The sequence below is a fragment of the Ruminococcus flavefaciens genome, from assembly GCF_900143025.1.
Classification (GTDB): Bacteria; Bacillota; Clostridia; order Oscillospirales; family Ruminococcaceae; genus Ruminococcus; species Ruminococcus flavefaciens_I.
This window is the reverse complement of sequence record NZ_FRCT01000008.1, coordinates 11748-35257: the sequence shown is the minus strand read 5'-3', so window position 1 is coordinate 35257 and position 23510 is coordinate 11748. Positions and strand designations below refer to the sequence as shown.

The window sequence follows — 23510 nt, the reverse complement described above, 5'->3', positions numbered from 1 at the left end:
ATTATTTGTTCATGCTTTCAACAGCATTCTCCACATCGGTGATTATTTTTGCAATGTCCTCAGCTGCAAACTTCCCGCCGTACCATATCTCATGTGCCTTTACAGCCTGATATACAAGCATGGAAGCGCCGCCTACGGCAGTTTTTCCGAGAGCACGAGCCTTTTTCATAAGCAGGGTCTCGATAGGATTGTAGATAACGTCGAATACGCTGCCGCTGTTTTCGATGACAGTATCGCTTACTGCGCAGGCATCTGTCTTTGGATACATACCTACGGGAGTTGCATTTATGAGCAGATCAAAGCTGCCTTCAAGTGTGGATATCTCGACTATCTTGATCGAAGCACCGCTGCACTTTGACATTATCTCAGCCATAAGGAGCTGAGCGTTTTTGAAGTCCTGAGGGATAACTGCGAGAGTGATATTGCCGCCGTGACGGGCTACCTCTATCGCTATCATTCTGCCGACACCGCCGCAGCCCAGTATAGCTACATTTCCGCCGATAGGGAGATTTTCCGCAGAGCGCAGGAATCCGTCGCAGTCGGTATTGTAGCCTGTGAGCTTTCCGTTATCGTTGTTTATGCAGTTTACGGAGTTGTAACGGAGAGCGCTTTCGGCAAGCTCGTTCAGAAGCGGTATTACTGCCTGTTTGTGGGGGATAGTTACATTGAGTCCGCGGAGACCTTCAAGAAGTCCGCGGCTGTTTGCCATATCCTCGGGAGCTATGTCTATAAGCTCGTATGAGCTGTCTGAAAGTCCGCTGAGAGCGAACAGCTTTTCGTGGATAAGTGGAGACATCGAGTGTCCGAGGGGGTGACCTATAAGTGCAAATTTATTCATGATAAAGCTCCTTCGAGAGTTTCAAGATTTTCTACATTTACGGCTGTTATGTCTTTAAGAGTCTTTTTTACGAGTCCTGTGAGAGTTCTTCCGGGGCCGAATTCAACGAACTTGTCCGCACCTGCTTCCTGCATAGCAGCAAGCTCTGATGTGAAGCGTACAGGAGAAACGATGTGCTTTGCAAGCATAGTTGCCATATCCGAGAAGTCAGTGAGCTCGCCGCCTGTGAGATTTGAGTAATACTTCACCTGCGGAGCCTTGAAGGTTATAGTCTTTGCGGTCTCATAGAATTTATCGGCAGCAGGCTGCATGAGCTTTGAATGGAAAGCACCTGCAACGTTGAGAGGGATAACTCTTGCCTTCATGCCTGAGAATATCTCGCTTACCTCTGCGATACCCTCGGGAGTTCCTGCGATAACTGTCTGTACGGGGGAATTGTAATTTACGGCAGTAACGTATTCCTTAGCCTCGCCGCATACTCTTTCTACCTCCTCGGGAGCTATCTTCATTATAGCTGCCATTGCGCCCTTGGTTGAAGCTGTAGCCTCCTCCATAGCGGCTGCTCTTGCCTTGATAAGGCGGAAAGCGTCCTCAAGGCTTATCATTCCCGAAGCGTACATTGCAGCGTATTCGCCCAGAGAATGACCTGCAACGCCGTCAAATGCAAAGCCCTTAGCCTGAGCTGCTTTCAGACATACGATAGATGTAGCCATGATAGCAGGCTGAGAGTTTATGGTTCTTGAAAGCTCGTCAAGGGGAGCATTGAAGCATATATCCTTCAGTTCAATGCCGAGTATATCCGAACCTGTTTCGTAAACTTCTCCAAGTTCAGGCATAGCTTCCGCAATATCCTTTCCCATGCCTTCATACTGCGAACCCTGTCCTGAAAATAGTGAAATTGTCATAATTGATAACATCCTTTCTGTGTGGTATACACAAATCAATGGTGAAAATATCTGAATGTCATATTGCAAATTTGTGAGAAATGACGATATTTTGTTTTTGGATTGTCAAAGTGACAAAATATCGTTGCAAAAAAACTCAAAATGCTTTACAATATATTATGTGTGGTATTATGTCCATATAGGGGAGAGTTCCCTTTGTTCATGTACCAACACTACTACTATAACACAAATTTTTGGTTTTTACAACCATGTTCACATAATTTTTATTGATTCTAAGGAGCTTTTTTAATGGGTATCAGCATTTTGGGAATGGGCAGATATGTGCCCGAACAGATATTGAAGAACGACGATCTCACCCGTTTTATCGAGACCGACGATGAGTGGATAAGAACAAGAACGGGCATAACAGAGCGTCCTATGGCTGGCTGGGAGCCCACATGGTACATGGGAAAGCAGGCATCTCTGAAGGCTATAGAGGCAGCAGGCATTGACCCTGCTCAGATAGGTCTGGTAATATCATGTACGATCACCTCTGATTTTCTTACTCCGAGCATGGCAAGCGTTATACAGCATGAGATAGGTGCTGTTAACGCAGCAGCCTTTGATCTTGGTGCTGCCTGTTCGGGCTTTGTTTACGGTGTCGATACCGCAAGACGCTTCCTTGAAACGGATAATTCGCTGAAATACGTGCTTGTTGTTGCAAATGAAGCTCTTTCACGCTTCCTTGATTTCAGTGACCGTACTACCTGTATACTGTTCGGTGACGGTGCGGCAGCTGCTGTACTCGAAAGAAGCGACAAGCTCTTTTCATCTGCACTTTTCTCAGACGGCAGCGGTGCAAAGCATCTTTTCGCAAGATCGCTCCGTCCTGTTCCTGAGGTTGCGATAGAGCATGATTTTGAGGATCCTATCCCTGAGGGACCAACGAATAAGCTCTGTCAGAACGGTAAGGAAGTATACAAATTCGCTACACAGGCACTTCCGAAGGCATTTGAAAGTGCAGCCGAAAAAATCGGCATTACAAAGGACGAGATAGACTGGTTCATACCGCATCAGGCTAATATAAGGATAATCGAGACAGCTGCAAAGAAGCTCGATGTTCCTATGGAAAAATTTATCATCACCCTTGACCACTACGGAAATACTTCCAGTGCGTCTATACCGCTGGCTCTTTCCGAGGGCATTGAAAAAGGACTTATCAAACGCGGACAGAAGCTTGCTCTCATAGGCTTCGGAGCAGGTCTTACCTACGGCGGAATAATACTTGAATACTAATCTTAGCCGTCAGCCATTAGCCGTTAGGCAATGTGCTTTTTGATAGATGTCCGTAAGGGCATACCTCAGGCTAATAGCTAAAGGCTAAGGGCTATATAACAAAAGGAGAACTATTATGAAAACACGCATTACTGAACTTCTCGGCTGCGAATACCCTATAATACAGGGCGGTATGGCTTGGGTAGCCGAGCACACACTCGCTTCCGCTGTTTCCAACGCCGGCGGTATCGGTCTTATCGCAGGCGGCAGCGCACCTATCGACTATCTTCGTGAGCAGATACGTCTCTGCAAGGAAAAGACAAACAAGCCCTTCGGCGTGAATATCATGCTTATGAGCCCTAATGCCGATGACCTTGCTCAGCTCTGTATCGACGAGGGCGTAAAGGTCATAACAACAGGTGCAGGAAATCCCGGTAAGTACATGGCTGCATGGAAGGAAGCAGATATAAAGGTAATGCCTGTTGTACCGTCAGTAGCTCTTGCAAAGAGAATGGAAAAGGCAGGGGCTGACGCTGTTATCGCTGAGGGAACAGAGTCGGGCGGTCATATAGGCGAGAATACAACAATGTGTCTCGTACCGCAGGTAGTTGACGCTGTTGAGATACCTGTTATCGCAGCAGGCGGTATCGCTGACGGCAGAGGTATGGCAGCAGCCTTCATGCTGGGCGCAGTTGGCGTTCAGATAGGTACACGCTTCCTTGCTTCCGAGGAATGTCAGATACACCCGACTTTCAAAGACCTCGTAATAAAGGCAAAGGATACCGATAATATCGTAACAGGAAGATATACAGGTCACCCTTGCAGAAATATCAAGACAAAGTTCGCAAAGAAGCTGGCTATGGGCGAAAAGGACGGTACACTTACTCCCGATGAGTTTGAGCAGCTCACACTGGGCGCACTCCGCAGAGCTGTAGTTGACGGCGATGTGGACAGCGGTTCATTCCTCTGCGGTGCTATTTCGGGTATGGTAAACGACATAAAGCCATGTGCCGAGATAGTTAAGGAGATAAACGACGGAGCAGAAAAGCTTCTTAAAATATGAACTATAAGTACATGAGAATGAAAGCGGCTATCGGAGGTGTCTATTACTGTGATATCGAGGACAGGAAACTGTCTCCCCGTCAGGTGATAAACGAAATGGCTGCTCTCGGATACAGATATGCGGGAAATGTTCCCGTAAAGCTGGGGGCTTACGGTGCCCTTATAGAGTACGACATGATATTTGAGGCTTGAGACAGAAAAAAGTTACATTTGTAACATCGAAAGTGACATTTCTCACGTTAACAAAACATGAGAAAGATGATAAAATAGAGATACAAAAAACAACATAACGGAGGTATGCAATATGGCAACAGCAATAATTACAGGCGCATCACAGGGTATAGGTGCCTGCATCGCAAAAAGACTTGCACAGGACGGTTTTGACGTAGTTATAAATCATTATCCCAGTGACGGCGACAAGGAAAAAGCTCTTGCAGTTGCTGAGGAGTGCCGCGCTTTAGGCGTAAAGGCTGAATGTTATGCGGCAGACGTTTCAAAGTTTGACCAGTGTGAGGCTATGGTAAAGCAGGTAAAGGCTGATTTCGGCACTATAGACGCACTTGTAAACAATGCGGGAATAACAAAGGATAAGCTCCTTGCAAGAATGAGCGAGGAGGAATACGATGCAGTTATTGCTGTAAACCAGAAGAGCGTTTTCAATATGACAAAGAACGTAACAGCTGTAATGATGAAGCAGAGACACGGCAGGATAGTAAATGTGGCTTCTGTTGCAGGACTCTACGGAAATCCCGGACAGATGAACTACTCTGCATCAAAGGCAGCTATCATAGGTATGACCAAGACAACAGCAAAGGAGTTCGGCTCACGCAATATCACCTGCAATGCCGTAGCTCCGGGATTTATACATACCCCGATGACAGATGTGCTTTCTGAGGAGCTCAAAGCAAAGATGATCGAAGCTATCTCTCTCAAACGCTACGGTGAGCCTGAGGAGATCGCTTCAGTTGTATCCTTCCTTGTATCCGACAATGCTTCTTATGTTACGGGGCAGGTCATCGAGATATCAGGCGGACTTGCTATGTGATATCGGTAATATTCGCAGTATGGAGCACAGGCTCTGATCACACTAAATTACAGAGAGGTTAGGAAAGGAAATAATATGAGCAGAAGAGTTGTTATAACAGGTATGGGAGCAGTTACTCCTCTTGGAACAGGAGTCAAGAAATTCTGGGAGGGCATCAGAGCAAACAAGCTGGGCATCTCCTTTATAGATATGTTTGAAACAGAACGTATAGGCGTTAAGATAGCAGGAATGGTGCGCGACTTCAATGAAGAACAGTATTACGACGTAAATGGCTGCTTCGACAAGAAGGAAGCAAAGCGCATGGATACATTCACAAAGTATGCCGTAGTTGCTGCACACGAGGCTCTTGAAGATGCGGGAACAGACTTCAAGGACATTGACCCTTACAGAGTAGGCGTTCTTGTAGGCTCGGGCATCGGCGGCGTAGACCTTACTCTTACAGAGCATAACAAGTATCTTGAAAAAGGTCCGGGAAGAATGTCTGCATTCTATATCCCTATGATGATAAGCAATATGGCAGCAGGCACTATCTCCATGAAGACAGGCTTCAGAGGGGCTAATTACGATGTTACGACTGCCTGCGCTTCGGGTACACATTCTATCGGTGAAGCCTTCAGAAAGATAAAGGACGGTTACCTTGATGCTTGTCTGGCAGGCGGTACAGAGTCCACAAGAGTAGAGTTCACATTCGGTGGCTTTGCAAATATGAAGGCTCTTACAAAGAGCGAGGACCTCACAAGAGCTTCTATCCCCTTCGACAAGGAGCGCAGCGGCTTCGTACTGGGCGAGGGAAGCGCAGTTCTCGTGCTTGAAGAATATGAACACGCAAAAGCAAGAGGCGCTAAGATATACGCAGAGGTAGCAGGCTATGGAGCTACCTGCGACGGTTACCACATGACATCACCTATGCCGAGCGGTGAAGCCGCAGGCAAGGGCATGAGCCTTGCAATGGAGGAAGCAGGTCTCACACCTGCTGACATAGATTACATAAATGCACACGGCACATCAACAGGTCTCAACGACAAGTATGAGACAGCCGCTATAAAGCTTGCTTTCGGCGACGAGGCAAAGAACGTGAAGATAAGCTCGACAAAGTCCATGATAGGACATCTTCTCGGTGCAGCAGGTGCAGTTGAGGCTGTAGTCTGCGCAAAGAGCATAGAGGAAGGCTTTATCCACGCAACAGTCGGCTATAAGGTGCCTGACGAGGAGTGCGACCTTGATTACTGCGGAAACGGTAATATCGAGCAGGAGGTAAACGCTGTTCTTTCAAATTCACTGGGATTTGGCGGACACAATGCTACTCTTTGCTTCAAGAAGGTAAAGGATTGAGGAGGACATTAAATGGAGAAATTATACGGTCAGTTTGACCTTGAAACAATAGAAAAGCTGGCAGACATAATCAATAAGAAGGAGCTCTCGGAGCTTACTATTTCAAGCGGTGACAATACTATCACTATCAAGGGCAAGAAGAGTATCCCTGCAATGCCTGTTCCTATGGCAGTAGCTGCTCCTGCTCAGTCAGCACCTATCGACAGCACACTTGCTGCAAGTGAGGCTTCAATGGCTGAGGAAGTCAGCGGAAAGATAGTTAAATCACCTATCGTAGGTACATTCTACTCTTCACCTTCACCTGACAAGCCGCCTTTTGTAAAGACAGGCGACGAGGTCAAGAAGGGCGACGTTATCATGATAATAGAGTCCATGAAGCTTATGAACGAGATACAGTCGGAATACGACGGCGTTGTTGAGCAGATACTCGTATCAGACGGTCAGGCAGTAGAATTCGACCAGCCTATCATGGTCATAAAATAATGGAGTATAAGTACATAACTCAGGACATTATAGATTCGGGAGGAAGGAATATAACCTCTCCCGAAATGTTCGCGGAAGCCCGTGTATATAACATCGAGGCCATGAAGAACAACATTAAACGCCGCCGTGTACACGCTCTGTTCAATACATGGGTAATAACCCAGTATGTTCTTGTTATCTGGTTCATGTTCTCGCTTATAGCGGTATATAGCAATGATTATGTACCGACCTGGCGTATAATTCTGGCAGCGTTAGGATTTCTGGGATATCTTATACTGGTAACGTATTTCATATACATTAAGAACTGCCGTGAAAGGTATGTATTATGCCTTGTATCGCTGCCTGCCATACTGGTATCCTTTATCTTCCTGTTATTCCCTGTGGCGAATTTCGGGATTGGCTGGTATTACAACAACGAAGAGAACAAGCTCTCAAAGGAACTGGGGTATCCCTCCTTTCCGAGACTCCTGATAACTACTGTAAACAGCGATGCTGACAGCGTAACGAACCTTACTTACGACAGCATACGCGAAAAGGCTAAGAGAGACCACCCTCACGACGGTACATTTCTTTGATACTATGGAACTTAAATACATAACTCAGGACAATATAGACGAGTCGCACATCAATATCACTTCTGCTGAGATGTATACGGAATTCAAGGAATACAATCAGCATATGCTGGATATGCAGAAGAAACGCTGGGCATTCCTCCGCGATTTCTGGGCGTTATGGATAATGAATGCCATACTTCTCCCTGTTGGTATAATGACTGCTTTGATGTGGAAGGGCTCACTGATATACATGGCAAGCGGAACGTTCATGCCCTGTTGGCCGCTTATAGTTTTTTACCTGTTTCTGATGATATACTTTATAGGTATACGCAAGCTGCACAGCTGGAAGGCAGGACTTCTGATATCCGCTGTACTGATACCTGTAAACCTTTCGTTTATAGCCCTTGCTGTTGCAAATGCCGTTGTTATCTATTTAATGGAGAAGGAGGACGGCAGCATCAGGAACGAGATAGGCTATCCCCATTTCGCACAGCTTGTAGGCTCGTTCAAGAGCTTCGTCAAGGACGGCGAGGTCTACGGAGTAGAAGAAGGCGTTGTTTACGGAGCAGGACTTCAGTCCGAAAGCGCAGAGCAGGTACCCGAGGATCCCTTTGCAAAGTACAGGATAAACCCCGAAGACGATATGGGTATGCTTGCAGATAACGATATAAATAAGGAGTAATCAAAATGGCTGATATACTTATGAATAAAGAACAGATAATGGAAATAATCCCTCACCGCGATCCGTTCCTTCTCATAGATGAGATAGTGGAACTGGAGGTAGGCGTGAAGGTACACGCAAGAAAGTACATCAAGGAAGAGGATTTCTGGTTCAAGGGACATTTCCCCGGATATCCTGTAACTCCCGGTGTGCTTATGATAGAGATGCTTGCACAGGCAGGAGCTGTATGTATGCTCTCAAAGCCTGAATTCAAGGGCAAGGTAGGTCTTTTCGGAGGCATCGACAAGGCTAAGTTCCGCAGACAGGTAGTTCCGGGCGATGTGCTTGATCTTGAGGTCGAGATGATACGTCAGCGCGGACCTGTGGGAACAGGCAAGGCTCTTGCATCGGTAGGCGGAGAAAAGGCTGTATCATGCGAGATAACCTTTATTGTTGCAGATAATAAATAAGTGACACAGGAGATCAGTATAAATGTTCAGAAAAGTTCTTATCGCCAACAGAGGCGAGATAGCTGTACGAATAATAAGAGCGTGCCGTGAGCTGAATATACGCTGCGTGGCAGTTTATTCCACTGCCGACCACAATTCGCTCCATGCTCAGATAGCAGACGAGGCTGTATGTATAGGACCTGCTGCGACAAAGGACAGCTACCTTAACATGAACGCTATTGTACAGGCGGCGTTGAATACGGGGGCTGACGCTATCCACCCGGGCTTCGGATTTCTTTCGGAGAATGCAGAGTTTGCAAAGCTCTGCGAGGCAAACGGAATAGTTTTCATCGGTCCGTCATATAAGTCTATAGAAATGCTTGGCGACAAGGCTGCTGCAAAGGAAACTATGGCGGCAGCAGGAGTGCCTGTTATACCGGGCTCAAAGGGCGCAGTAAAGTCCCTTGAGGAAGCCCGTGAGATAGCCGATAAGGCAGGCTACCCCGTACTTGTAAAGGCTTCGGCAGGCGGCGGCGGACGCGGTATACGCCGTGTTGACAGCGCAGACGAGCTTGAAGCTCAGATGACAGCCGCACAGCAGGAGGCTAAGAACTTCTTCGGCGATGATGCGGTATATATCGAGAAATTCCTCATAAATCCGCATCATGTTGAGATACAGATAATCGCCGACAAGCACGGCAACTATATACACCTCTGTGAGCGTGACTGCTCTATGCAGCGCCGCAATCAGAAGATGATAGAGGAGTGTCCCAGCCCTATCGTGGACGCAGAGCTCCGTGCTAAAATGGGCGCAGCAGCAGTTACTGCGGCTAAGGAGTGCGGCTATTACAACGCGGGTACTATCGAATTTCTCGTTGACGAGAACCATGATTTCTACTTTATGGAAATGAATACCCGTATACAGGTGGAACACCCTATAACCGAGGAAGTTACGGGATTTGACATAGTAAAGGCACAGATAGAGATAGCAGACGGCAAGCCTCTGGGTGTAAAGCAGGAGGACATAGTTATGCGCGGTCACGCTATCGAGTGCAGAATTAACGCAGAAGACCCTTCTCACGGCTTCAGACCGTCACCCGGTACTATCACGGCACTTTATATGCCGGGCGGTCCCGGAATAAGAATTGACGGAGCCGTATATCAGGGCTATACCATAACTCCTTTCTACGATTCTATGATAAGCAAGCTCATCGCTCACGGCTCTGACCGCGAGGACGCTATCAACAAGATGAGATGGGCACTTTCAGAGTTTATCGTAGAGGGCGTTGATACAAATATAGATTTTCAGCTTGAAATGATAAGAAATGCTGATTTCAAGGCAGGCAATTACGATATCGGCTTCCTTGGAAGGTACATGGAAGAAAAGAAGAACTAAGAGTGAATGGGGAGAAAACAATTGTTTGAAGATTTTTTTAACGTTGTAAAGAAACGCTTCAATGACGGTGAGGAAGAATACAAACCGCCTATGTTCAAATGCCCGCGCTGTCAGGATACAAGTCCTCTGTCGAAGTACGAGGAGCTTCACAGAGTATGTCCTAAGTGTAATTACCACGGCAGACTGTCATCAGCAGAGCGTATAGCTATAACCGTTGACAAGGGAAGCTTCAAGGAGCTCAACGGCGGCATGAAGAGCGCAAATCCGCTGGATTTTCCTGATTATAGCGAAAAGCAGGCAGAGCTTCGTGCGGCTACAGGTCTCAGCGAGGCAGTCATCACAGGTACGGCTACTATCAAGGGCTCGCCTGTGGTCATCGGAGTTATGGACTCACGCTTTATGATGGGCTCTATGGGAAGTGTAGTAGGCGAAAAGATAACACGCGCCTTTGAGTATGCCACAGAAAAGGGACTTCCTGTAGTTATGTTCACAGCTTCTGGTGGTGCGCGTATGCAGGAGGGCATAGTTTCTCTCATGCAGATGGCTAAGACATCGGGAGCAGTTAAGCTCCACAGCGATGCAGGCGGACTTTATATAGCAGTAATGACAGACCCGACAACAGGCGGCGTTACCGCAAGCTTTGCGTCACTTGGTGATATAATCATCGCAGAGCCGAAGGTGCTTATCGGATTTGCAGGCAGAAGAGTTATCGAGGGAACTATCAAGCAGAGACTTCCCGAGGACTTCCAGCTTGCCGAATTCATGTACGACAAGGGCTTTGTGGATATGATAGTAGAGCGCAGAAAGATGAGGAGCGTACTCTCACATCTGCTGAAGATCCACGGATTTTACCCTAAGGAGGCGTGAGCATGGAAGACAAGAGAACAGCGTGGGAACGCCTTCAGCTCATTCACACTAAGGGCAGACCCACAATAAAGGACTATATACCACAGGTATTCACAGACTGGTACGAAATGCACGGCGACCGTCTTTTCGGCGACGACAGAGCTATTATAGGCGGTCTCGCAAGACTCGACGGCGAGCCCGTTACAATAATCGCAGAGGTAAAGGGCAGAGACCTTAATGAGAACAAAGCCTGCAACTTTGCAATGCCGCACCCCGAGGGCTACAGAAAGGCTCTCAGGATAGCACGTCAGGCTGAAAAGTTCCACAGACCTATCATATGCTTCATAGATACACCGGGCGCATTCTGCGGAGTTGCGGCTGAGGAGCGCGGACAGGGCGAGGCTATCGCCAAGAATATCGCGGAGTTTATGACTCTCCGTACACCTATTATATCAATAGTTCTGGGCGAAGGCGGAAGCGGCGGCGCACTTGCTCTCGGCGTATGCGACGAGCTTGCAATGCTTGAGAATGCAGAATACTCCGTATTATCGCCAAGAGGATTCGCAAGCATACTCTGGAAGGACGCTTCACGCGAGCAGGAAGCAAGCGAGATAATGAAGATAACGGCTGAGGATATGGTGCGTTTAGGTGTTGCAGAAGCCATAATCGAGGAGCCTCTCGGAGGCGCACATAACGATTTAGACAAAATTTCAGAAAATATACACGAATATTTGTCACAGAAAATCCCGGAAAAATGTAAAAAAGATATTGACGTTTTGCTTAAAGAACGCTATACTAAATTTAGAAAAATCGGAGCGTTCACAGAATGAGCCGATTTTGAGAAAAAATAAAGAAAAATGGAGGACCTTGTAATGATTTTTGAAAAACTCAAAGATATTATTGCAGAACAGCTCAGCGTAGAGGCAGATGAGGTTAGCCTCGATTCTAATATCCAGGACGATCTTGGTGCAGATTCACTCGACGTTGTTGATCTTATCACAACTATCGAGGACGAATTCGACATCTCTATCCCTGATGAGGCTGTAGAGGAGATAAAGACAGTAGGAGACATCGTTAACTACATTGAAAAGAATACAGACGCTGAATAATTGAGCGTATAGCTTCCCCTGACTTTATAGTCAGGGGATTTTTTCATTATTGCGGCATTATAAAAAGTATGGTATTATATAAAAAGAAAAAATTTTTTGTTTTTTGCAGCACTTTCGTTTTTTTCGGCGAATGTTATTTATGAAAGGTCGATCTTCACTATATAGAAAAGGAGGGAAGAACATGACAGGGAATGAGCTGAGAGAGCTTCTCGGTACCTCTCCTGCGGAATGTCACAGGAGACTGATGAAGGAATACGGCAGATACGTATATGCGATAGTATTCAACAAACTGAGAAGCTGCGGCACAAAAGAGGACATAGAGGAGTGCTTCTGTGATGTGTTCACGGATATATTCCTGAAGTTTGATTACGATGAGAAATACACAAACGATATCAAGGGATACATAGGAACTATCGCAAAGCGCACGGCAATAGACCGCTTCAGAAGGCTTTCTGCCGAAAACAGCCATAATGCATATACAGATGATGAGGATATGGCGGAGCTTGTTTCCGATTTCAGCGTGGACGACCACGTTGACAGTTCTGAACTCCGCATCATACTCCTTCAGAAGATAAAGGAGCTCGGTGAGCCTGATTCGACCATACTTATGCAGAAATTCTATTATAACCGCAAATCGTCGGAGATAGCAAAGACTGTTTCCATGACGGCATCGTCCGTCCGCTCACGATGTACAAGAGCTATGGAGAAGCTTCGCGGAAAGCTTGCCGAAGTCGGTATCACAAAGTAAAGGAGGAGCAGCTGTGAAAAAGATAGATCTATTTGAGACATTTGAAAACGCAGAGGACGAGCTTATGGAAGATCTTACTGATATGAGCCCCGAGATAAGCGACGAGAAGCTTGAAAAGCTGCTCGCGGTGAGCGAAAGGAACTACAAAATGAAAAAGGAAGAAACAGAAGGAACAAGGAAAGAAAAATATAAAGAGGACGAGAGCACAGTAAGCGGAGTTGAACGCGTAAAGAGAACTGTGTGGCTCAGACCTCTTACAATGGCTGCATCACTTGTGCTGATAGGAGCTACAGTGGCAGGCAGTGTTGCCCTGCTCAACAGGGGCAAAATGACCAAGACAGATGAAACAACAGCGTCAGACATAGCCGGCGACAAGGAAGCCCTTAAAGAACTCTGCTCCAATGCGCCAAGTCACTATGACAAGCTGAAGGCTTCATACAAAGTCGTTCGCATATATGACGATATTACTGATGTCCTTGATGCTCAGGTGGAGTATGATACAAAGGAAGACAGCGTTTTTGTACATAGGCAACAGGAAAACAGCAGTGAAAGCGGATATGACAGCTGGAACATGAAGGAATTCATTTACAAGAATAAAATTGCGACTATTGATCTTGATAATAACTGGTATGACGTTTTGCCGTATGACATAAGCAATGAACATCTGGTAGCCGTAGAGAATTTCTGGGACCCGAAAGGCGTGTTTGATCTCGATTATCCCTGGTTAGGAATTGCAGAGCGTCTATGGAGCGACTGGGATATAATCGGAAAGGATACGGTATGCGGCAGAGAATGTACAGTAATAGAACAGCTGACCGATAATGGCAAGCTGACAGCTTATTTTGATGCCGAGACAGGAGTAGAGCTTAAATATTCATACGAAGGCATATCGGTTCTGGGCGATTCGGACGGAATAGAAAAAACGCATACAGCAAAGACTGAATTTGAAGTAACAGATATAAAATATGATGACGACGCAGGACACCTTATCACTCCCCTTGAATTCAGACAGATGATAGAAGAGGGCGGATACAGAAGCGAGATCAGGGAAAAGGACAGATACGGCAATGATGTAGACCCTGAAAGTGCAAATGACCTCAGCTATCTTGGCGTTTCTGATATATCGGTCACAACAACCACTGTTACCTCAGAGCAGACAACAATGACAACAACAACTGATGATACAGAAATTATTTTTACAACTCCGGTCTTTGAAGAGCCTGATGCGGAGAATATGTCATTTGACGCGGAACTTGGCAAGATAGCGCTGGCAATGGTCAAAAAAGAAGAAGCAGATGTAAAGTTCAAGATCAATATGGCGGCTTTAAATCTTGCGGACGAATATCTCGAATTTTCTGTTGATCCTGAAATAGCAGAGGAATGGGATGGTATTCTGTGCTCTCCTGTAGACGGTTCTTCGGGATTAACCGATAAGGTGTATTATTTACTCGTGGATGAGCCGGAGTTTTCTAACATTAAGGAAATGAGAAGATTTGGAAGGAGCGTATACTCAGCAAATAGCATTGATTTGAAACGTTTAAACAAAATGACAGCATATCTGCCTGATGATCTGGAGCAGGGGGATATGATTAGCAGGGAACAGCTGCGGAAAATAGTCGAATACAGAGGAAAGCTCTATAAATTATACTATTATTTGGGCATAGGTCATCTGTCCCCTGTATATTTCGAGGATTATCCTGTTATAATAGCTGACAGGACAAATACCTCATTCAGAGCATTTATCCCCTTCGACATTAATTACAATATTGAGCCTGCAACAGAGGAAGAGCTGCAATTCCAGGAAGTATATTTCGTGTTTGATACGGAGTATAACGACTGGCGAATAGAAAGAGAATATGATCGTTATGACGCAGGAGTGTACAAGAAGCTTGCCGACAAGGTAAGAGGTCAGTAATAAAATAAATACTTCGAAGCCCCGATTTATGTCGGGGCTTTTGCCTGCTTTCACAAAAATCATATCGTTGAATGTTAAAAATTCCACTTGCAATTGATTGTTTAAAGTGGTATAATATAAGTTGTAGGATTTTTCACAAATGAATCAAGAGGATATTTATGAAGAATATTAAGATAATCACAGGTCACTACGGAAGCGGAAAGACCAATTTTTCGGTAAATCTTGCGGTAAAAGCCGCAGCTGAGGGAAAGTCCGCAGCCATAGTCGATCTTGACATAGTAAACCCATATTTCCGAACAGCGGATTTCCGCGATCTGTTCGAGGAAAAGGGCATAAGGCTCATAGCTCCCGATTTTGCAAGGAGCAACCTCGATATCCCGTCAATACAGTTCGATGTTGTCGAGCTGGCAACTGATGAGGACTGCCTTATAATAGATGTTGGCGGCGATGACGCAGGTGCGGTGGCACTGGGACGCTATGCCGACGATTTAGAGCAGTTCAAGGACAGTATCGAGATGTATTATGTCATCAATCAGCGCAGATACCTCACCAATACAGCAGAAGAGGTAACAAAGCTGATGTATGAGATAGAGGCTGCATCACGCATGAAGCATACCGCTATCATAAACAATACAAATCTTGGAGTTGAGACAAGCCTTGAGATAATCGAGCAGTCCCGCAGCTTTGCTGAGGAGACTTCAAGGCTCACAGGACTTCCTGTATTATATACTGTATATCCCGAGGATATCGCTGTGCTTTCGGATAAGCCCGATGTATTCCCAGCTAAGATATACGTAAAGCCCGTCTGGGGCTGATAATGTTGATTCGGAATGCGGAATTCGGAATGCGGAATCGAGCTTTAAATGCTTGATCTCGGATTCCGAACCCCGAATTCCTTATTATACCATAGTATTAATCAATCTGAAAGGAGCGAAAGGTGTATGGAAAAAATGACAGTAATTACTGAACGCTGCAAAGGCTGCGGACTGTGTACAGCTGCCTGTCCTAAGAAGATCGTTGTTCTTCAGAAGGAGCACCGTAACAAGAAGGGCTATTTCTATGCAGAGTGTACCGACCAGTCAGCTTGCATAAGCTGTGCAATGTGCGCAACAATGTGTCCTGACTGTGCTATCGTTATTCAAAAATAATTTATATTCGTTGAAAGGAGCTGTTTAGCTTTGGAAAGAAATCTTATGAAGGGTAACGAAGCACTGGCAGAGGCTGCTATCAGAGCAGGCTGTAAATGCTTCTTCGGCTACCCGATCACTCCTCAGACAGAGCTTGCCGCTTATATGGCAAAGCGTATGCATAAGGCAGGCGGCGTATTCTTACAGGCAGAGTCCGAGATCGCTGCTATCAATATGGTACTCGGCGCTGCATCAACAGGTGTTCGTGCAATGACATCATCATCTTCACCCGGAATTTCTCTGAAGAGTGAAGGTATATCATATATCGCAGGTTCAGATCTTCCTGCTGTAATCATCAACGTAGAGAGAGGCGGCCCTGGTCTCGGCGGTATCCAGCCATCACAGGCTGACTACTGGCAGGCTACAAAGGCTCTCGGCCACGGCGACTTCCAGCTCCTCGTATATGCTCCTGCATCAGTACAGGAAATGGTAGACTACGTTGTAAAGGCTTTCGACCGTGCTGACAAGTACCGTATGCCTGCAATGATCCTTGCAGACGGACTTCTCGGACAGATGATGGAGCCTGTTACATTCCCTGAGATCAATCCTGAAGCTTACGATAAGAGCGGCTGGGCTGCAAACGGTCATAAGATGAAGAGAGAGCACCACATCATCAACTCACTCTATCTTAAACCTGACGAGCTCGAAAACTCTATCATAGAGCGTTATAAGAAATACGATATCATCAAGGAAACAGAGACAGAGGCTGAGTCATACCTCACAGAGGACTGTGACATACTCGTATGTGCATTCGGCGCAACAGCAAGAGTCGTAAAGTCTGCTGTAAACGATGCAAGAGCACAGGGCATCAAGGCAGGTCTCTTCCGTCCTAAGACACTGTGGCCATTCCCTGTAAAGGAGATCAACGAGGCTGCTAAGAACGCTAAGAAGCTTCTCAGCGTAGAGATGTCAATGGGACAGATGATAGATGATATCAAGCTTGCTATCAACTGCTCAAAGCCTGTAGAGTTCTTCGGAAGAACAGGCGGCGTTATCCCTTCACCTGCTGAGGTACTGGGCGAGATCAAGAAACTGGGAGGTACTCTCTGATGGCTGTAGTATTTGAAAGACCAAAGTCACTTATTGACGTTCCTACACATTACTGCCCCGGCTGTACACACGGTATAGTTCACAGAATACTCTGTGAAGTCATTGACGAAATGGGCATCGAGGGCGATACAATAGGCGTATGTCCTGTTGGCTGCTCTGTAATGGCATATGATTACTTCAACTGCGATATGATCGAGGCTGCTCACGGCAGAGCACCTGCTGTAGCAACAGGCGTAAAGCGTACAAATCCGGATAAGTTCGTATTTACTTATCAGGGCGACGGCGACCTTGCTGCTATCGGTACTGCCGAGACAGTTCACGTTGCAACAAGAGGCGAGAATATCGTCGTTATCTTCATCAACAATACTATCTACGGAATGACAGGCGGTCAGATGGCTCCTACAACACTTCCTGGACAGGTAACACAGACAACACCTTTCGGAAGAAGCCCTGAGCTTGCAGGCTATCCTGTAAAGGTATGTGAGATGCTTTCACAGCTCACAGGTACAGCTTATGCTGAGCGTGTTGCAGTTGACAGCGTACCTCACATCAAGGCTGCAAAGAAGGCTATCCGCAAGGCATTCGAGAACCAGAAGGCAGGAAAGGGCTTCTCTATCGTAGAGGTACTTTCAACTTGTCCTACAAACTGGGGACTTGCTCCTCTTGACGCTATCAAGAGACTTCAGGACGAAATGATCCCATACTATCCTCTCGGCGTATACAAGGACGTTGAAGAGGGCGTATTCCCAAAGACAGAAGGAGGTAACGAGTAATGGCTACTACAGAGATCCTTCTTGCAGGCTTCGGCGGACAGGGTATCCTTTTCGCAGGTAAGATCCTTGCATACTGCGGACTTATGGACAATAAGGAGCTTTCATGGCTCCCTTCATACGGTCCTGAGATGAGAGGCGGTACTTGTAACTGTTCAGTTACTATTTCCGATGATCCGATCGGTTCACCTCTCGTACTCACACCACATCTCCTCATCGCTATGAACCAGCCTTCATTTGACAAGTTTGTAAGCTGTGTACGTCCCGGCGGTAAGGTATTCTTTGACAGCACAATGATCGAGCCTGAGACTGACAGAACAGATATCGAGCTTTTCGGTATCCCTTCACAGCAGATGGCTGATGATAACAACCTCAAGGGCGGTTCAAACATCATTCTTCTCGGCAAGCTCCTCAAGGAGACAGGTATCTGCTCACTTGAGACAATGCAGAAGGCTATCGAGAAGGTCGTACCACCTAAGAAGGCTGCACTTATCCCTAACAACTTCAAGGCTATCGACCTTGGTATGAACGCATAAGATAACAAAAAGCTCCCGATTTATCGGGAGCTTTTTTGCAGCCGTCTGCCATTAGCCGTTAGCTTGTAGGGGCTGGCGTCCTCGACAGCCCAATGATTTACAATGAAATATGGGTTTATTGACAAACTAAGGGCACACTGTAAAAAGTGTGCCCTTTTTTAACATTCGATCTTTCGCAGGATCATCTGTGATGAACACCGCCGCCGTGGCTTCCGCCATGGAAACCGCCGCCGCCGCCGCCGCGTGAACCGCCGCCACCGCCGCTGCTGGTCTCGATCTTGTGCTTTGTCACGTATGAACGTATAAGGGTATCCGATTTTTCTGTGAACCTGACATTATCCGGTGTAAGGTATATGCTTGGGTTGGTCTTGTTCTTGAATTTGTAGTTGTTCTTTGCCACAAAGTAGGTTATAAGACCTACAATACCTCCTATAGCCAGACACACAAGGAATATGTACATCCAGAGCATGAGCGGCTTTTTAGTGGTTATCATCAGTTCGCCGTCCTGATAGTAGATATATCTGCCTGTATTCTTGTCGTGGTAATAGGTGAAGGAAGACGGCTGATTCTCGGAATAATATCTGAGCTGATTTAAAAACGAGTCTACAGCGTTGTAGATATCGCTCTCATATATTGCCTGTTCCGAGGACGGGAGGTAGTTGTCAAGGTGATCGAAGATCTCGTCCTTGCTTTTCTCATAAAGCAACATAGCCTTTCCTGCGGTAGAGATACAGTCTCTTGCAGGCGACTGACCCGAAAGGTCTATATAATAGAGTATACCGTCGGTATCATTTCCGAATGTCATGTCATAGGTGTCATTGCAGAAGCTCTGAACTGCGTCATCGCTGTAAAAAGCGTTTCCGCCTATGTATACGAGGATATTCATTTCAAGGTCTTTTGCGCAGGTTTGGATCTTCTCCTCGAGAGTATCCCTGTTATCCTTTGAAAAGAGTCCCGAGCCTCCGTATTCTTTATCCACAAGCTTTGAAGCTCTCCAGTTGCCGTCCCAGCCCTGATAGTCGTTGTCGGCAGCGTGAGCGTCGAGCACCGAAAGCGGCAGGAGACACATACATATAACGAAGGCTGCTATAAGTGAAAATAGTCTTTTCATCATAGGATAGCACCTCCGATAAGAGTGAGTATGCCTGCGACAATTATTCCTATGCTTGCGCTGAACAGAGCAAGCTTACCCTTTGAAAGGGGCGGAGTACCCGCAAGCTTTCCTGTCTGACCGTTTACAGCGAATTCGTATACCTTGCCCTTGTAGTTGTAGGATAAGAACCACACAGGCAGCATGGTGTAATTCCAGTCGGTGCTGGTGATATTATACTGCTGAACAGAGGGCATAACAGAGGAATAGCCGCTGATAGTGCTGTTTATGAGAGAGGTGCAGGCTTGGGTTGAGCGCACACGTATACGCGGAAATACCGCAGCCTTGTCCACATCGTATTTATCTGCATAGAAGCCGCTGAGATAGGACATGGAGAAGTCCTTCATCTCGCGGTAGTCAAAAGGTTCGATAGCCTCCATGAGCAGGTCCTCTATCTTGGTCTCGCCGTCGGCAGGAATACCTTTTGTGACCATATTGCCCTGACGGATAACGCGGAATTCCTTTGTTTCCGTGTATCTGTAGCTGCCCGAGGTCCAGCTTCGTATCTGTTTGCCGATAGCGCGGTAATCTGCATTTACATGGCAGTCAGCCAGCCAGAAGGGAACGTACAGACCCGTTAGCTTTTCCACCTGCTGCTCCGATTTGAAGTCTGTGGGTACGAACCAGCGTTTGCCCACCCATTTCTTGAAGCAGTTGGTAGCGTCTTCTTTAGTGAGCTTGAAGCCGATGACCTTATCCGGCTTGAATTCACCGCCCATTTTACCCGAAAGGATAACGGGGTTATGGCAGTAATAGCAGAAAAGAGCGGTCTGCTCGCTGTCAGCCATTATTTCTGCACCGCAGCTCTTGCAGCGGTAAAGGTGAGTGTTATTTTCAAAATCCTCTTTCAGCTGTACAGCCTCGGGAGGGATACTGTTTTCTGTATTTGCGCAAAGCTGCTGAACTTCTTCTACAGTGAAGGAACTGAGGCAGTATTCACAGTCCAGCTTTTGTGTCTGAGGGTTGAATTTAAGGTCCGCGTTACAATTGGGACATTTGTATTCTACAGCTTCCAAATAATCATCTCCTTATCATAAACGGTCAGTGACCGACAAATATATATTACCATAATGCGCATGATTTTTCAAGAGAAAAGGGTGAATTTTGTTGATAAAATAAATATTTTGTTTTGTAAATACAAATAACATTTTGTAGAGCCTTGACAAAATTATCAAAATCTAATATAATTGTAATATGCATATTTATTACTACAAATCGTAAAAGAAAGGGATGACGATACATGAGATACAAATTTTCAGAACTTACTCCGGAAATAATCCGACTTGCTGATATGTCGCTTGACGGCTACAGAATTGACCCGGAGCTTTACACTCAGTATGACGTAAAGCGCGGATTAAGAGATATAAACGGCAACGGCGTAGTAGCAGGTCTTACAAATATAAGTACCATAAAGGTCCTTGATATGGGCGATGGTATGCCAAATCACGGCGACGGCAAATTATACTACCGCGGAATAGATGTAGAAGATATTGTAGCAGGCTTTATAAAAGAGAAGCGTTTCGGCTTTGAAGAGACCGTGTATCTGCTCCTTTTCGGTAAAATGCCTTCAGAGACAGAGCTTGGCGAATTCAGGACGATACTTGCGGAATTCCGTGAGCTGCCGTCCAATTTTATGAGAGATGTCATAATGAAAGCCCCGACGGATAACATGATGAATACTCTTGCAAAGAGCGTTCTCGCGCTGTATTCCTACGATAACAGGGCTAATGATATATCAATACCAAACGTACTGAGACAGAGCATAGAGCTTATAACTCTTTTCCCTGTGATATCAGTTTACGCTTACCACGCATACAAATATGCAAGACTTGGCGGAAGTCTTTTCATACACAGTCCGCAGCCCGAGCTTTCCATAGCGGAAAATCTGCTGTATATGCTCCGTGAGGACAGAAAGTATACCGAGCTTGAAGCGCGTATACTTGACCTTGCATTAGTGCTCCACGCAGAGCACGGCGGCGGAAACAATTCAACGTTCACCGTCCATGTTGTATCATCATCGGGTACTGATACCTATTCCGCAATAGCTGCGGCTCTCGGCTCGCTTAAAGGACCGAAGCACGGCGGCGCGAATATCAAGGTTGCGATGATGTTCGATGATATGAAGAAGAATGTAAAGGACTGGACTGACGAGGAGGAGATAAAGGGCTATCTCCGCAAGCTTCTTCACAAGGAAGCCTTTGACCGTGCAGGACTTATCTACGGTATGGGTCACGCTGTATATTCACAGTCAGACCCGAGAGCAAAGGTGTTCAAGGGCTTTGTAGAAAAGCTCAGCTCCGAAAAGGGCAGACACGATGAATTTGCTCTGTATTCGCTGGTAGAGCGTCTTGCTCCCGAGGTAATAGCAGAGGAGCGCCGCATATACAAGGGAGTCTGTGCAAATGTGGACTTCTACAGCGGCTTTGTATACAGAATGTTAGGCATACCCGATGAGCTGTTCACACCGCTTTTTGCAACAGCCAGAATATCGGGCTGGTCTGCACACAGAATAGAGGAGCTCATCAACTCCAACAAGATAATACGTCCCGCATATAAAGCAATATCACCTATGCGCGAGTATACCGACATGGAGAATCGTATAGACTGAAAATGAAGAAAAAGGCTTTAACAAGGTTTTTCCTTATGGGATTATGTATCCCTCTGGCGATATTTCTGACATTTGACCTGCTTGATATCCTTACTCGTGAATACTTGGTATGGGGACTGTGGATATTTGAAGCGGCGTTGCTTTTTATACTGCCGATAAGGATACTTCGTGAGGAGAAAAGGATACCCGTGAAAGCTCCTATGAAGCTGTCTTCGGTGATGTTTTTATGCGGCTATGCAGCGGCAGTGATAGCGGCTCTTATAATACAGGCAACTATCGAGAATGTGGATCTTGCAGAAAAGCTTCTGCCACACGGATTTCTGAGCGGTATAGGGCTCACAGTCATATGTATGATACTGGCAGGCGGCTTTTTCTGGGCAGTCATCTTCCGCGTAGCAGTAGCAATAGCGCGTTTTTCGCGGGGAGCAAGGAAATAATATCGGGGTTAAGCCATCGGCACTGACGGCTTTAGATAAAAAACAAAAAGGAATGTGATCAAAATGGCAAACACAGCAGAATTATTTGAATGGAAGGGAACTACCTGCGTGAAGCTCAGCGCAGGCGGTTATGAAGCGTGGGTGGCTAACGAGATAGGCTCAAACGTTATCCGACTCCGCGACAATGTGAACGGACTGGAGTTTTTCCGCTTCAGCGATGACAATACAGCCGATACCATAAAGCAGTCCGCAGAGGTATGGGGACTTCCCACACTCTATCTGCCAAATCGTTTCGCAGATGGTATACTTAAAACTTCTGATGCTGTATATCACCTTCCCGTAAATGAGAAGGCACCGTACAATAACCATATCCACGGTTTTATCCACAGAAGAAAGCACGAAGTCGTTGAATACAATGCAGACGACAACTGTGCATGGGTAAAGACACGCTACGTATACGATGAAAAGGACGAGTTCTTCCAGTATCTTCCTGTAAGATTTACAGCTGAATATACATTCACGCTGTCCGCACAGGGATTGGAGCAGAATATACGCTTCATCAATACAGACGGCACAAAGGTGCTTCCTATGTCGCTTGCATCGCATACCGCTATCAGTTCGCCATTCGTAGACGGCGGAAAGGAAGAGGATATCCGTCTTACAGTACCGATAGGAAAGAGATGCGAGCTCAACGAACGCTGTCTCCCAACAGAGCAGCTGAAAGCTCCCACAATGCACGACCTTGAGTACAAAAACGGCGTAAAGAAGCCTGTATTGCAGGTAGTTGACAACGAGATGTACTTCGGTGAGTATACAGACCTTGACGGTGAGAAGTTCCACGGAATCATCGCTGAGGATACTGCAAGCGGCAAGAAACTCTGTTATGAGGTATCCGAGGAGTACGGCTTCTGGATAATCTGGAACGACCGCGGCTTCAACCACTATTTCTGTCCCGAGCCGATGACAGCAATGATAGACGCTCCGAATCTGAGCCTTCCTGCTGACGTTACAGGCTACCGCGAGGTAAAGCCCGGTGACACCTTCGAGACACACGAGAGATTCTTCACTAAGAAGTGATTAGTGAATAGTAATTAGTTAGGGAATGCCTTCTGAACGCCCGTGTATAGTATAAATGTGCTGTAAGCGATGTATAATTATCGTTATTGATAAAAGTA

The 23510-nt window shown here is 46.3% G+C and carries 27 protein-coding genes; 23 read left to right on the top strand and 4 right to left on the bottom strand.

The genetic code is table 11. The features are described from left to right. Position 1: 1 nt before the first annotated feature. Together BUB28_RS09745 and fabD are read right to left on the bottom strand one after the other, a co-directional pair. On the bottom strand, positions 2 to 838 hold the full coding sequence (locus BUB28_RS09745; RefSeq protein ID WP_072951022.1) for a shikimate dehydrogenase family protein: 837 nt from the start codon (positions 836 to 838) through the stop codon (positions 2 to 4). Beyond that, complete coding sequence (fabD, locus tag BUB28_RS09740; RefSeq protein WP_072951020.1) at positions 835 to 1743, bottom strand: ACP S-malonyltransferase; 909 nt, start codon at positions 1741 to 1743, stop codon at positions 835 to 837. The genes BUB28_RS09745 and fabD overlap by 4 nt, the downstream gene beginning before the upstream one ends. 288 nt (positions 1744 to 2031) lie before the next feature. Between fabD and BUB28_RS09735 the strand changes: the two genes are divergently transcribed. The 20 genes from BUB28_RS09735 to BUB28_RS09640 all read left to right on the top strand — a co-directional run bounded on the left by BUB28_RS09735 (position 2032) and on the right by BUB28_RS09640 (position 18140). After that, the gene (locus BUB28_RS09735; RefSeq protein WP_072951019.1) at positions 2032 to 3018 is read left to right on the top strand and encodes a beta-ketoacyl-ACP synthase III; all 987 of its coding nucleotides are present in this window, start codon (positions 2032 to 2034) and stop codon (positions 3016 to 3018) included. Positions 3019 to 3133: 115 nt separating this feature from the next. After that, complete coding sequence (fabK, locus tag BUB28_RS09730) at positions 3134 to 4060, top strand: enoyl-[acyl-carrier-protein] reductase FabK (protein ID WP_072951017.1); 927 nt, start codon at positions 3134 to 3136, stop codon at positions 4058 to 4060. After that, positions 4057 to 4251, top strand: coding sequence for a hypothetical protein (locus BUB28_RS09725; RefSeq protein WP_072951015.1), 195 nt, complete (start codon positions 4057 to 4059; stop codon positions 4249 to 4251). Before fabK ends, BUB28_RS09725 begins: the two co-directional genes overlap by 4 nt. A gap of 112 nt (positions 4252 to 4363) precedes the next feature. Further along, on the top strand, positions 4364 to 5104 hold the full coding sequence (gene fabG / locus BUB28_RS09720; RefSeq protein WP_072951013.1) for a 3-oxoacyl-[acyl-carrier-protein] reductase: 741 nt from the start codon (positions 4364 to 4366) through the stop codon (positions 5102 to 5104). 75 nt (positions 5105 to 5179) lie between these two features. Further along, the gene (fabF, locus tag BUB28_RS09715) at positions 5180 to 6436 is read left to right on the top strand and encodes a beta-ketoacyl-ACP synthase II (RefSeq protein WP_072951011.1); all 1257 of its coding nucleotides are present in this window, start codon (positions 5180 to 5182) and stop codon (positions 6434 to 6436) included. Positions 6437 to 6448: 12 nt separating this feature from the next. After that, the gene (accB, locus tag BUB28_RS09710; protein WP_072951009.1) at positions 6449 to 6919 is read left to right on the top strand and encodes an acetyl-CoA carboxylase biotin carboxyl carrier protein; all 471 of its coding nucleotides are present in this window, start codon (positions 6449 to 6451) and stop codon (positions 6917 to 6919) included. Continuing rightward, complete coding sequence (locus BUB28_RS09705; RefSeq protein WP_072951007.1) at positions 6919 to 7494, top strand: DmsC/YnfH family molybdoenzyme membrane anchor subunit; 576 nt, start codon at positions 6919 to 6921, stop codon at positions 7492 to 7494. Before accB ends, BUB28_RS09705 begins: the two co-directional genes overlap by 1 nt. A gap of 4 nt (positions 7495 to 7498) precedes the next feature. After that, entirely contained in the window at positions 7499 to 8155 is a 657-nt protein-coding gene (locus BUB28_RS09700; protein ID WP_072951005.1) for a hypothetical protein, read from the top strand. A 5-nt stretch (positions 8156 to 8160) separates the two neighbouring features. Next, positions 8161 to 8604, top strand: coding sequence for a 3-hydroxyacyl-ACP dehydratase FabZ (gene fabZ, locus BUB28_RS09695; protein ID WP_072951004.1), 444 nt, complete (start codon positions 8161 to 8163; stop codon positions 8602 to 8604). A 22-nt stretch (positions 8605 to 8626) separates the two neighbouring features. Further along, positions 8627 to 9979 carry an acetyl-CoA carboxylase biotin carboxylase subunit gene (gene accC / locus BUB28_RS09690; RefSeq protein WP_072951002.1) on the top strand — a complete coding sequence of 451 codons (1353 nt, stop codon included), beginning with the start codon at positions 8627 to 8629 and terminating at the stop codon, positions 9977 to 9979. 21 nt (positions 9980 to 10000) lie between these two features. Then, positions 10001 to 10846, top strand: coding sequence for an acetyl-CoA carboxylase, carboxyltransferase subunit beta (accD, locus tag BUB28_RS09685; protein ID WP_139277543.1), 846 nt, complete (start codon positions 10001 to 10003; stop codon positions 10844 to 10846). 2 nt (positions 10847 to 10848) lie between these two features. Next, positions 10849 to 11655, top strand: a complete 807-nt coding sequence (locus BUB28_RS09680) for an acetyl-CoA carboxylase carboxyltransferase subunit alpha (protein WP_072950999.1) — start codon at positions 10849 to 10851, stop codon at positions 11653 to 11655. Positions 11656 to 11697: 42 nt separating this feature from the next. Then, the gene (gene acpP / locus BUB28_RS09675) at positions 11698 to 11934 is read left to right on the top strand and encodes an acyl carrier protein (protein WP_072950997.1); all 237 of its coding nucleotides are present in this window, start codon (positions 11698 to 11700) and stop codon (positions 11932 to 11934) included. Positions 11935 to 12115: 181 nt separating this feature from the next. Then, a complete protein-coding gene (locus BUB28_RS09670) occupies positions 12116 to 12682 on the top strand; it encodes an RNA polymerase sigma factor (protein ID WP_072950989.1) in 567 nt (188 codons plus the stop codon). A 13-nt stretch (positions 12683 to 12695) separates the two neighbouring features. After that, positions 12696 to 14597, top strand: a complete 1902-nt coding sequence (locus BUB28_RS09665; protein WP_072950988.1) for a hypothetical protein — start codon at positions 12696 to 12698, stop codon at positions 14595 to 14597. 158 nt (positions 14598 to 14755) lie between these two features. Beyond that, positions 14756 to 15412, top strand: a complete 657-nt coding sequence (locus BUB28_RS09660; RefSeq protein WP_072950986.1) for a cobalamin biosynthesis protein CobQ — start codon at positions 14756 to 14758, stop codon at positions 15410 to 15412. Positions 15413 to 15538: 126 nt separating this feature from the next. Then, on the top strand, positions 15539 to 15745 hold the full coding sequence (locus BUB28_RS09655; RefSeq protein WP_019680241.1) for a 4Fe-4S dicluster domain-containing protein: 207 nt from the start codon (positions 15539 to 15541) through the stop codon (positions 15743 to 15745). Positions 15746 to 15790: 45 nt separating this feature from the next. Continuing rightward, entirely contained in the window at positions 15791 to 16834 is a 1044-nt protein-coding gene (locus tag BUB28_RS09650) for a 3-methyl-2-oxobutanoate dehydrogenase subunit VorB (RefSeq protein ID WP_072951170.1), read from the top strand. Continuing rightward, on the top strand, positions 16834 to 17607 hold the full coding sequence (locus BUB28_RS09645) for a thiamine pyrophosphate-dependent enzyme (RefSeq protein ID WP_072950984.1): 774 nt from the start codon (positions 16834 to 16836) through the stop codon (positions 17605 to 17607). Before BUB28_RS09650 ends, BUB28_RS09645 begins: the two co-directional genes overlap by 1 nt. After that, positions 17607 to 18140, top strand: coding sequence for a 2-oxoacid:acceptor oxidoreductase family protein (locus BUB28_RS09640; protein WP_072950982.1), 534 nt, complete (start codon positions 17607 to 17609; stop codon positions 18138 to 18140). Before BUB28_RS09645 ends, BUB28_RS09640 begins: the two co-directional genes overlap by 1 nt. Before the next feature lie 181 nt (positions 18141 to 18321). Here BUB28_RS09640 and BUB28_RS09635 read toward each other — a convergent pair whose 3' ends face one another. Together BUB28_RS09635 and BUB28_RS09630 are read right to left on the bottom strand one after the other, a co-directional pair. Beyond that, complete coding sequence (locus BUB28_RS09635) at positions 18322 to 19254, bottom strand: hypothetical protein (protein WP_072950980.1); 933 nt, start codon at positions 19252 to 19254, stop codon at positions 18322 to 18324. Further along, on the bottom strand, positions 19251 to 20306 hold the full coding sequence (locus tag BUB28_RS09630) for a TFIIB-type zinc ribbon-containing protein (RefSeq protein ID WP_072950978.1): 1056 nt from the start codon (positions 20304 to 20306) through the stop codon (positions 19251 to 19253). Before BUB28_RS09630 ends, BUB28_RS09635 begins: the two co-directional genes overlap by 4 nt. 224 nt (positions 20307 to 20530) lie before the next feature. Between BUB28_RS09630 and BUB28_RS09625 the strand changes: the two genes are divergently transcribed. From BUB28_RS09625 to BUB28_RS09615, 3 genes are all read left to right on the top strand, one after another. Continuing rightward, entirely contained in the window at positions 20531 to 21898 is a 1368-nt protein-coding gene (locus tag BUB28_RS09625) for a citrate/2-methylcitrate synthase (RefSeq protein ID WP_072950976.1), read from the top strand. 35 nt (positions 21899 to 21933) lie between these two features. After that, entirely contained in the window at positions 21934 to 22335 is a 402-nt protein-coding gene (locus BUB28_RS09620; protein WP_139277542.1) for a hypothetical protein, read from the top strand. 63 nt (positions 22336 to 22398) lie between these two features. Further along, positions 22399 to 23412, top strand: a complete 1014-nt coding sequence (locus BUB28_RS09615) for an aldose 1-epimerase (protein WP_072950973.1) — start codon at positions 22399 to 22401, stop codon at positions 23410 to 23412. The last annotated feature ends 98 nt before the right edge of the window (positions 23413 to 23510 follow it).

What these genes read in the sequence shown, in the direction of transcription:
- BUB28_RS09745 (WP_072951022.1), bottom strand. Translation starts at nt 838, where the DNA reads ATGAATAAATTTGCACTTATAGGTCACCCCCTCGGACACTCGATGTCT.
- fabD (WP_072951020.1), bottom strand. Translation starts at nt 1,743, where the DNA reads ATGACAATTTCACTATTTTCAGGACAGGGTTCGCAGTATGAAGGCATG.
- BUB28_RS09735 (WP_072951019.1), top strand. Translation starts at nt 2,032, where the DNA reads ATGGGTATCAGCATTTTGGGAATGGGCAGATATGTGCCCGAACAGATA.
- fabK (WP_072951017.1), top strand. Translation starts at nt 3,134, where the DNA reads ATGAAAACACGCATTACTGAACTTCTCGGCTGCGAATACCCTATAATA.
- BUB28_RS09725 (WP_072951015.1), top strand. Translation starts at nt 4,057, where the DNA reads ATGAACTATAAGTACATGAGAATGAAAGCGGCTATCGGAGGTGTCTAT.
- fabG (WP_072951013.1), top strand. Translation starts at nt 4,364, where the DNA reads ATGGCAACAGCAATAATTACAGGCGCATCACAGGGTATAGGTGCCTGC.
- fabF (WP_072951011.1), top strand. Translation starts at nt 5,180, where the DNA reads ATGAGCAGAAGAGTTGTTATAACAGGTATGGGAGCAGTTACTCCTCTT.
- accB (WP_072951009.1), top strand. Translation starts at nt 6,449, where the DNA reads ATGGAGAAATTATACGGTCAGTTTGACCTTGAAACAATAGAAAAGCTG.
- BUB28_RS09705 (WP_072951007.1), top strand. Translation starts at nt 6,919, where the DNA reads ATGGAGTATAAGTACATAACTCAGGACATTATAGATTCGGGAGGAAGG.
- BUB28_RS09700 (WP_072951005.1), top strand. Translation starts at nt 7,499, where the DNA reads ATGGAACTTAAATACATAACTCAGGACAATATAGACGAGTCGCACATC.
- fabZ (WP_072951004.1), top strand. Translation starts at nt 8,161, where the DNA reads ATGGCTGATATACTTATGAATAAAGAACAGATAATGGAAATAATCCCT.
- accC (WP_072951002.1), top strand. Translation starts at nt 8,627, where the DNA reads ATGTTCAGAAAAGTTCTTATCGCCAACAGAGGCGAGATAGCTGTACGA.
- BUB28_RS09680 (WP_072950999.1), top strand. Translation starts at nt 10,849, where the DNA reads ATGGAAGACAAGAGAACAGCGTGGGAACGCCTTCAGCTCATTCACACT.
- acpP (WP_072950997.1), top strand. Translation starts at nt 11,698, where the DNA reads ATGATTTTTGAAAAACTCAAAGATATTATTGCAGAACAGCTCAGCGTA.
- BUB28_RS09670 (WP_072950989.1), top strand. Translation starts at nt 12,116, where the DNA reads ATGACAGGGAATGAGCTGAGAGAGCTTCTCGGTACCTCTCCTGCGGAA.
- BUB28_RS09660 (WP_072950986.1), top strand. Translation starts at nt 14,756, where the DNA reads ATGAAGAATATTAAGATAATCACAGGTCACTACGGAAGCGGAAAGACC.
- BUB28_RS09655 (WP_019680241.1), top strand. Translation starts at nt 15,539, where the DNA reads ATGGAAAAAATGACAGTAATTACTGAACGCTGCAAAGGCTGCGGACTG.
- BUB28_RS09650 (WP_072951170.1), top strand. Translation starts at nt 15,791, where the DNA reads ATGAAGGGTAACGAAGCACTGGCAGAGGCTGCTATCAGAGCAGGCTGT.
- BUB28_RS09645 (WP_072950984.1), top strand. Translation starts at nt 16,834, where the DNA reads ATGGCTGTAGTATTTGAAAGACCAAAGTCACTTATTGACGTTCCTACA.
- BUB28_RS09640 (WP_072950982.1), top strand. Translation starts at nt 17,607, where the DNA reads ATGGCTACTACAGAGATCCTTCTTGCAGGCTTCGGCGGACAGGGTATC.
- BUB28_RS09635 (WP_072950980.1), bottom strand. Translation starts at nt 19,254, where the DNA reads ATGATGAAAAGACTATTTTCACTTATAGCAGCCTTCGTTATATGTATG.
- BUB28_RS09625 (WP_072950976.1), top strand. Translation starts at nt 20,531, where the DNA reads ATGAGATACAAATTTTCAGAACTTACTCCGGAAATAATCCGACTTGCT.
- BUB28_RS09620 (WP_139277542.1), top strand. Translation starts at nt 21,934, where the DNA reads ATGGGATTATGTATCCCTCTGGCGATATTTCTGACATTTGACCTGCTT.
- BUB28_RS09615 (WP_072950973.1), top strand. Translation starts at nt 22,399, where the DNA reads ATGGCAAACACAGCAGAATTATTTGAATGGAAGGGAACTACCTGCGTG.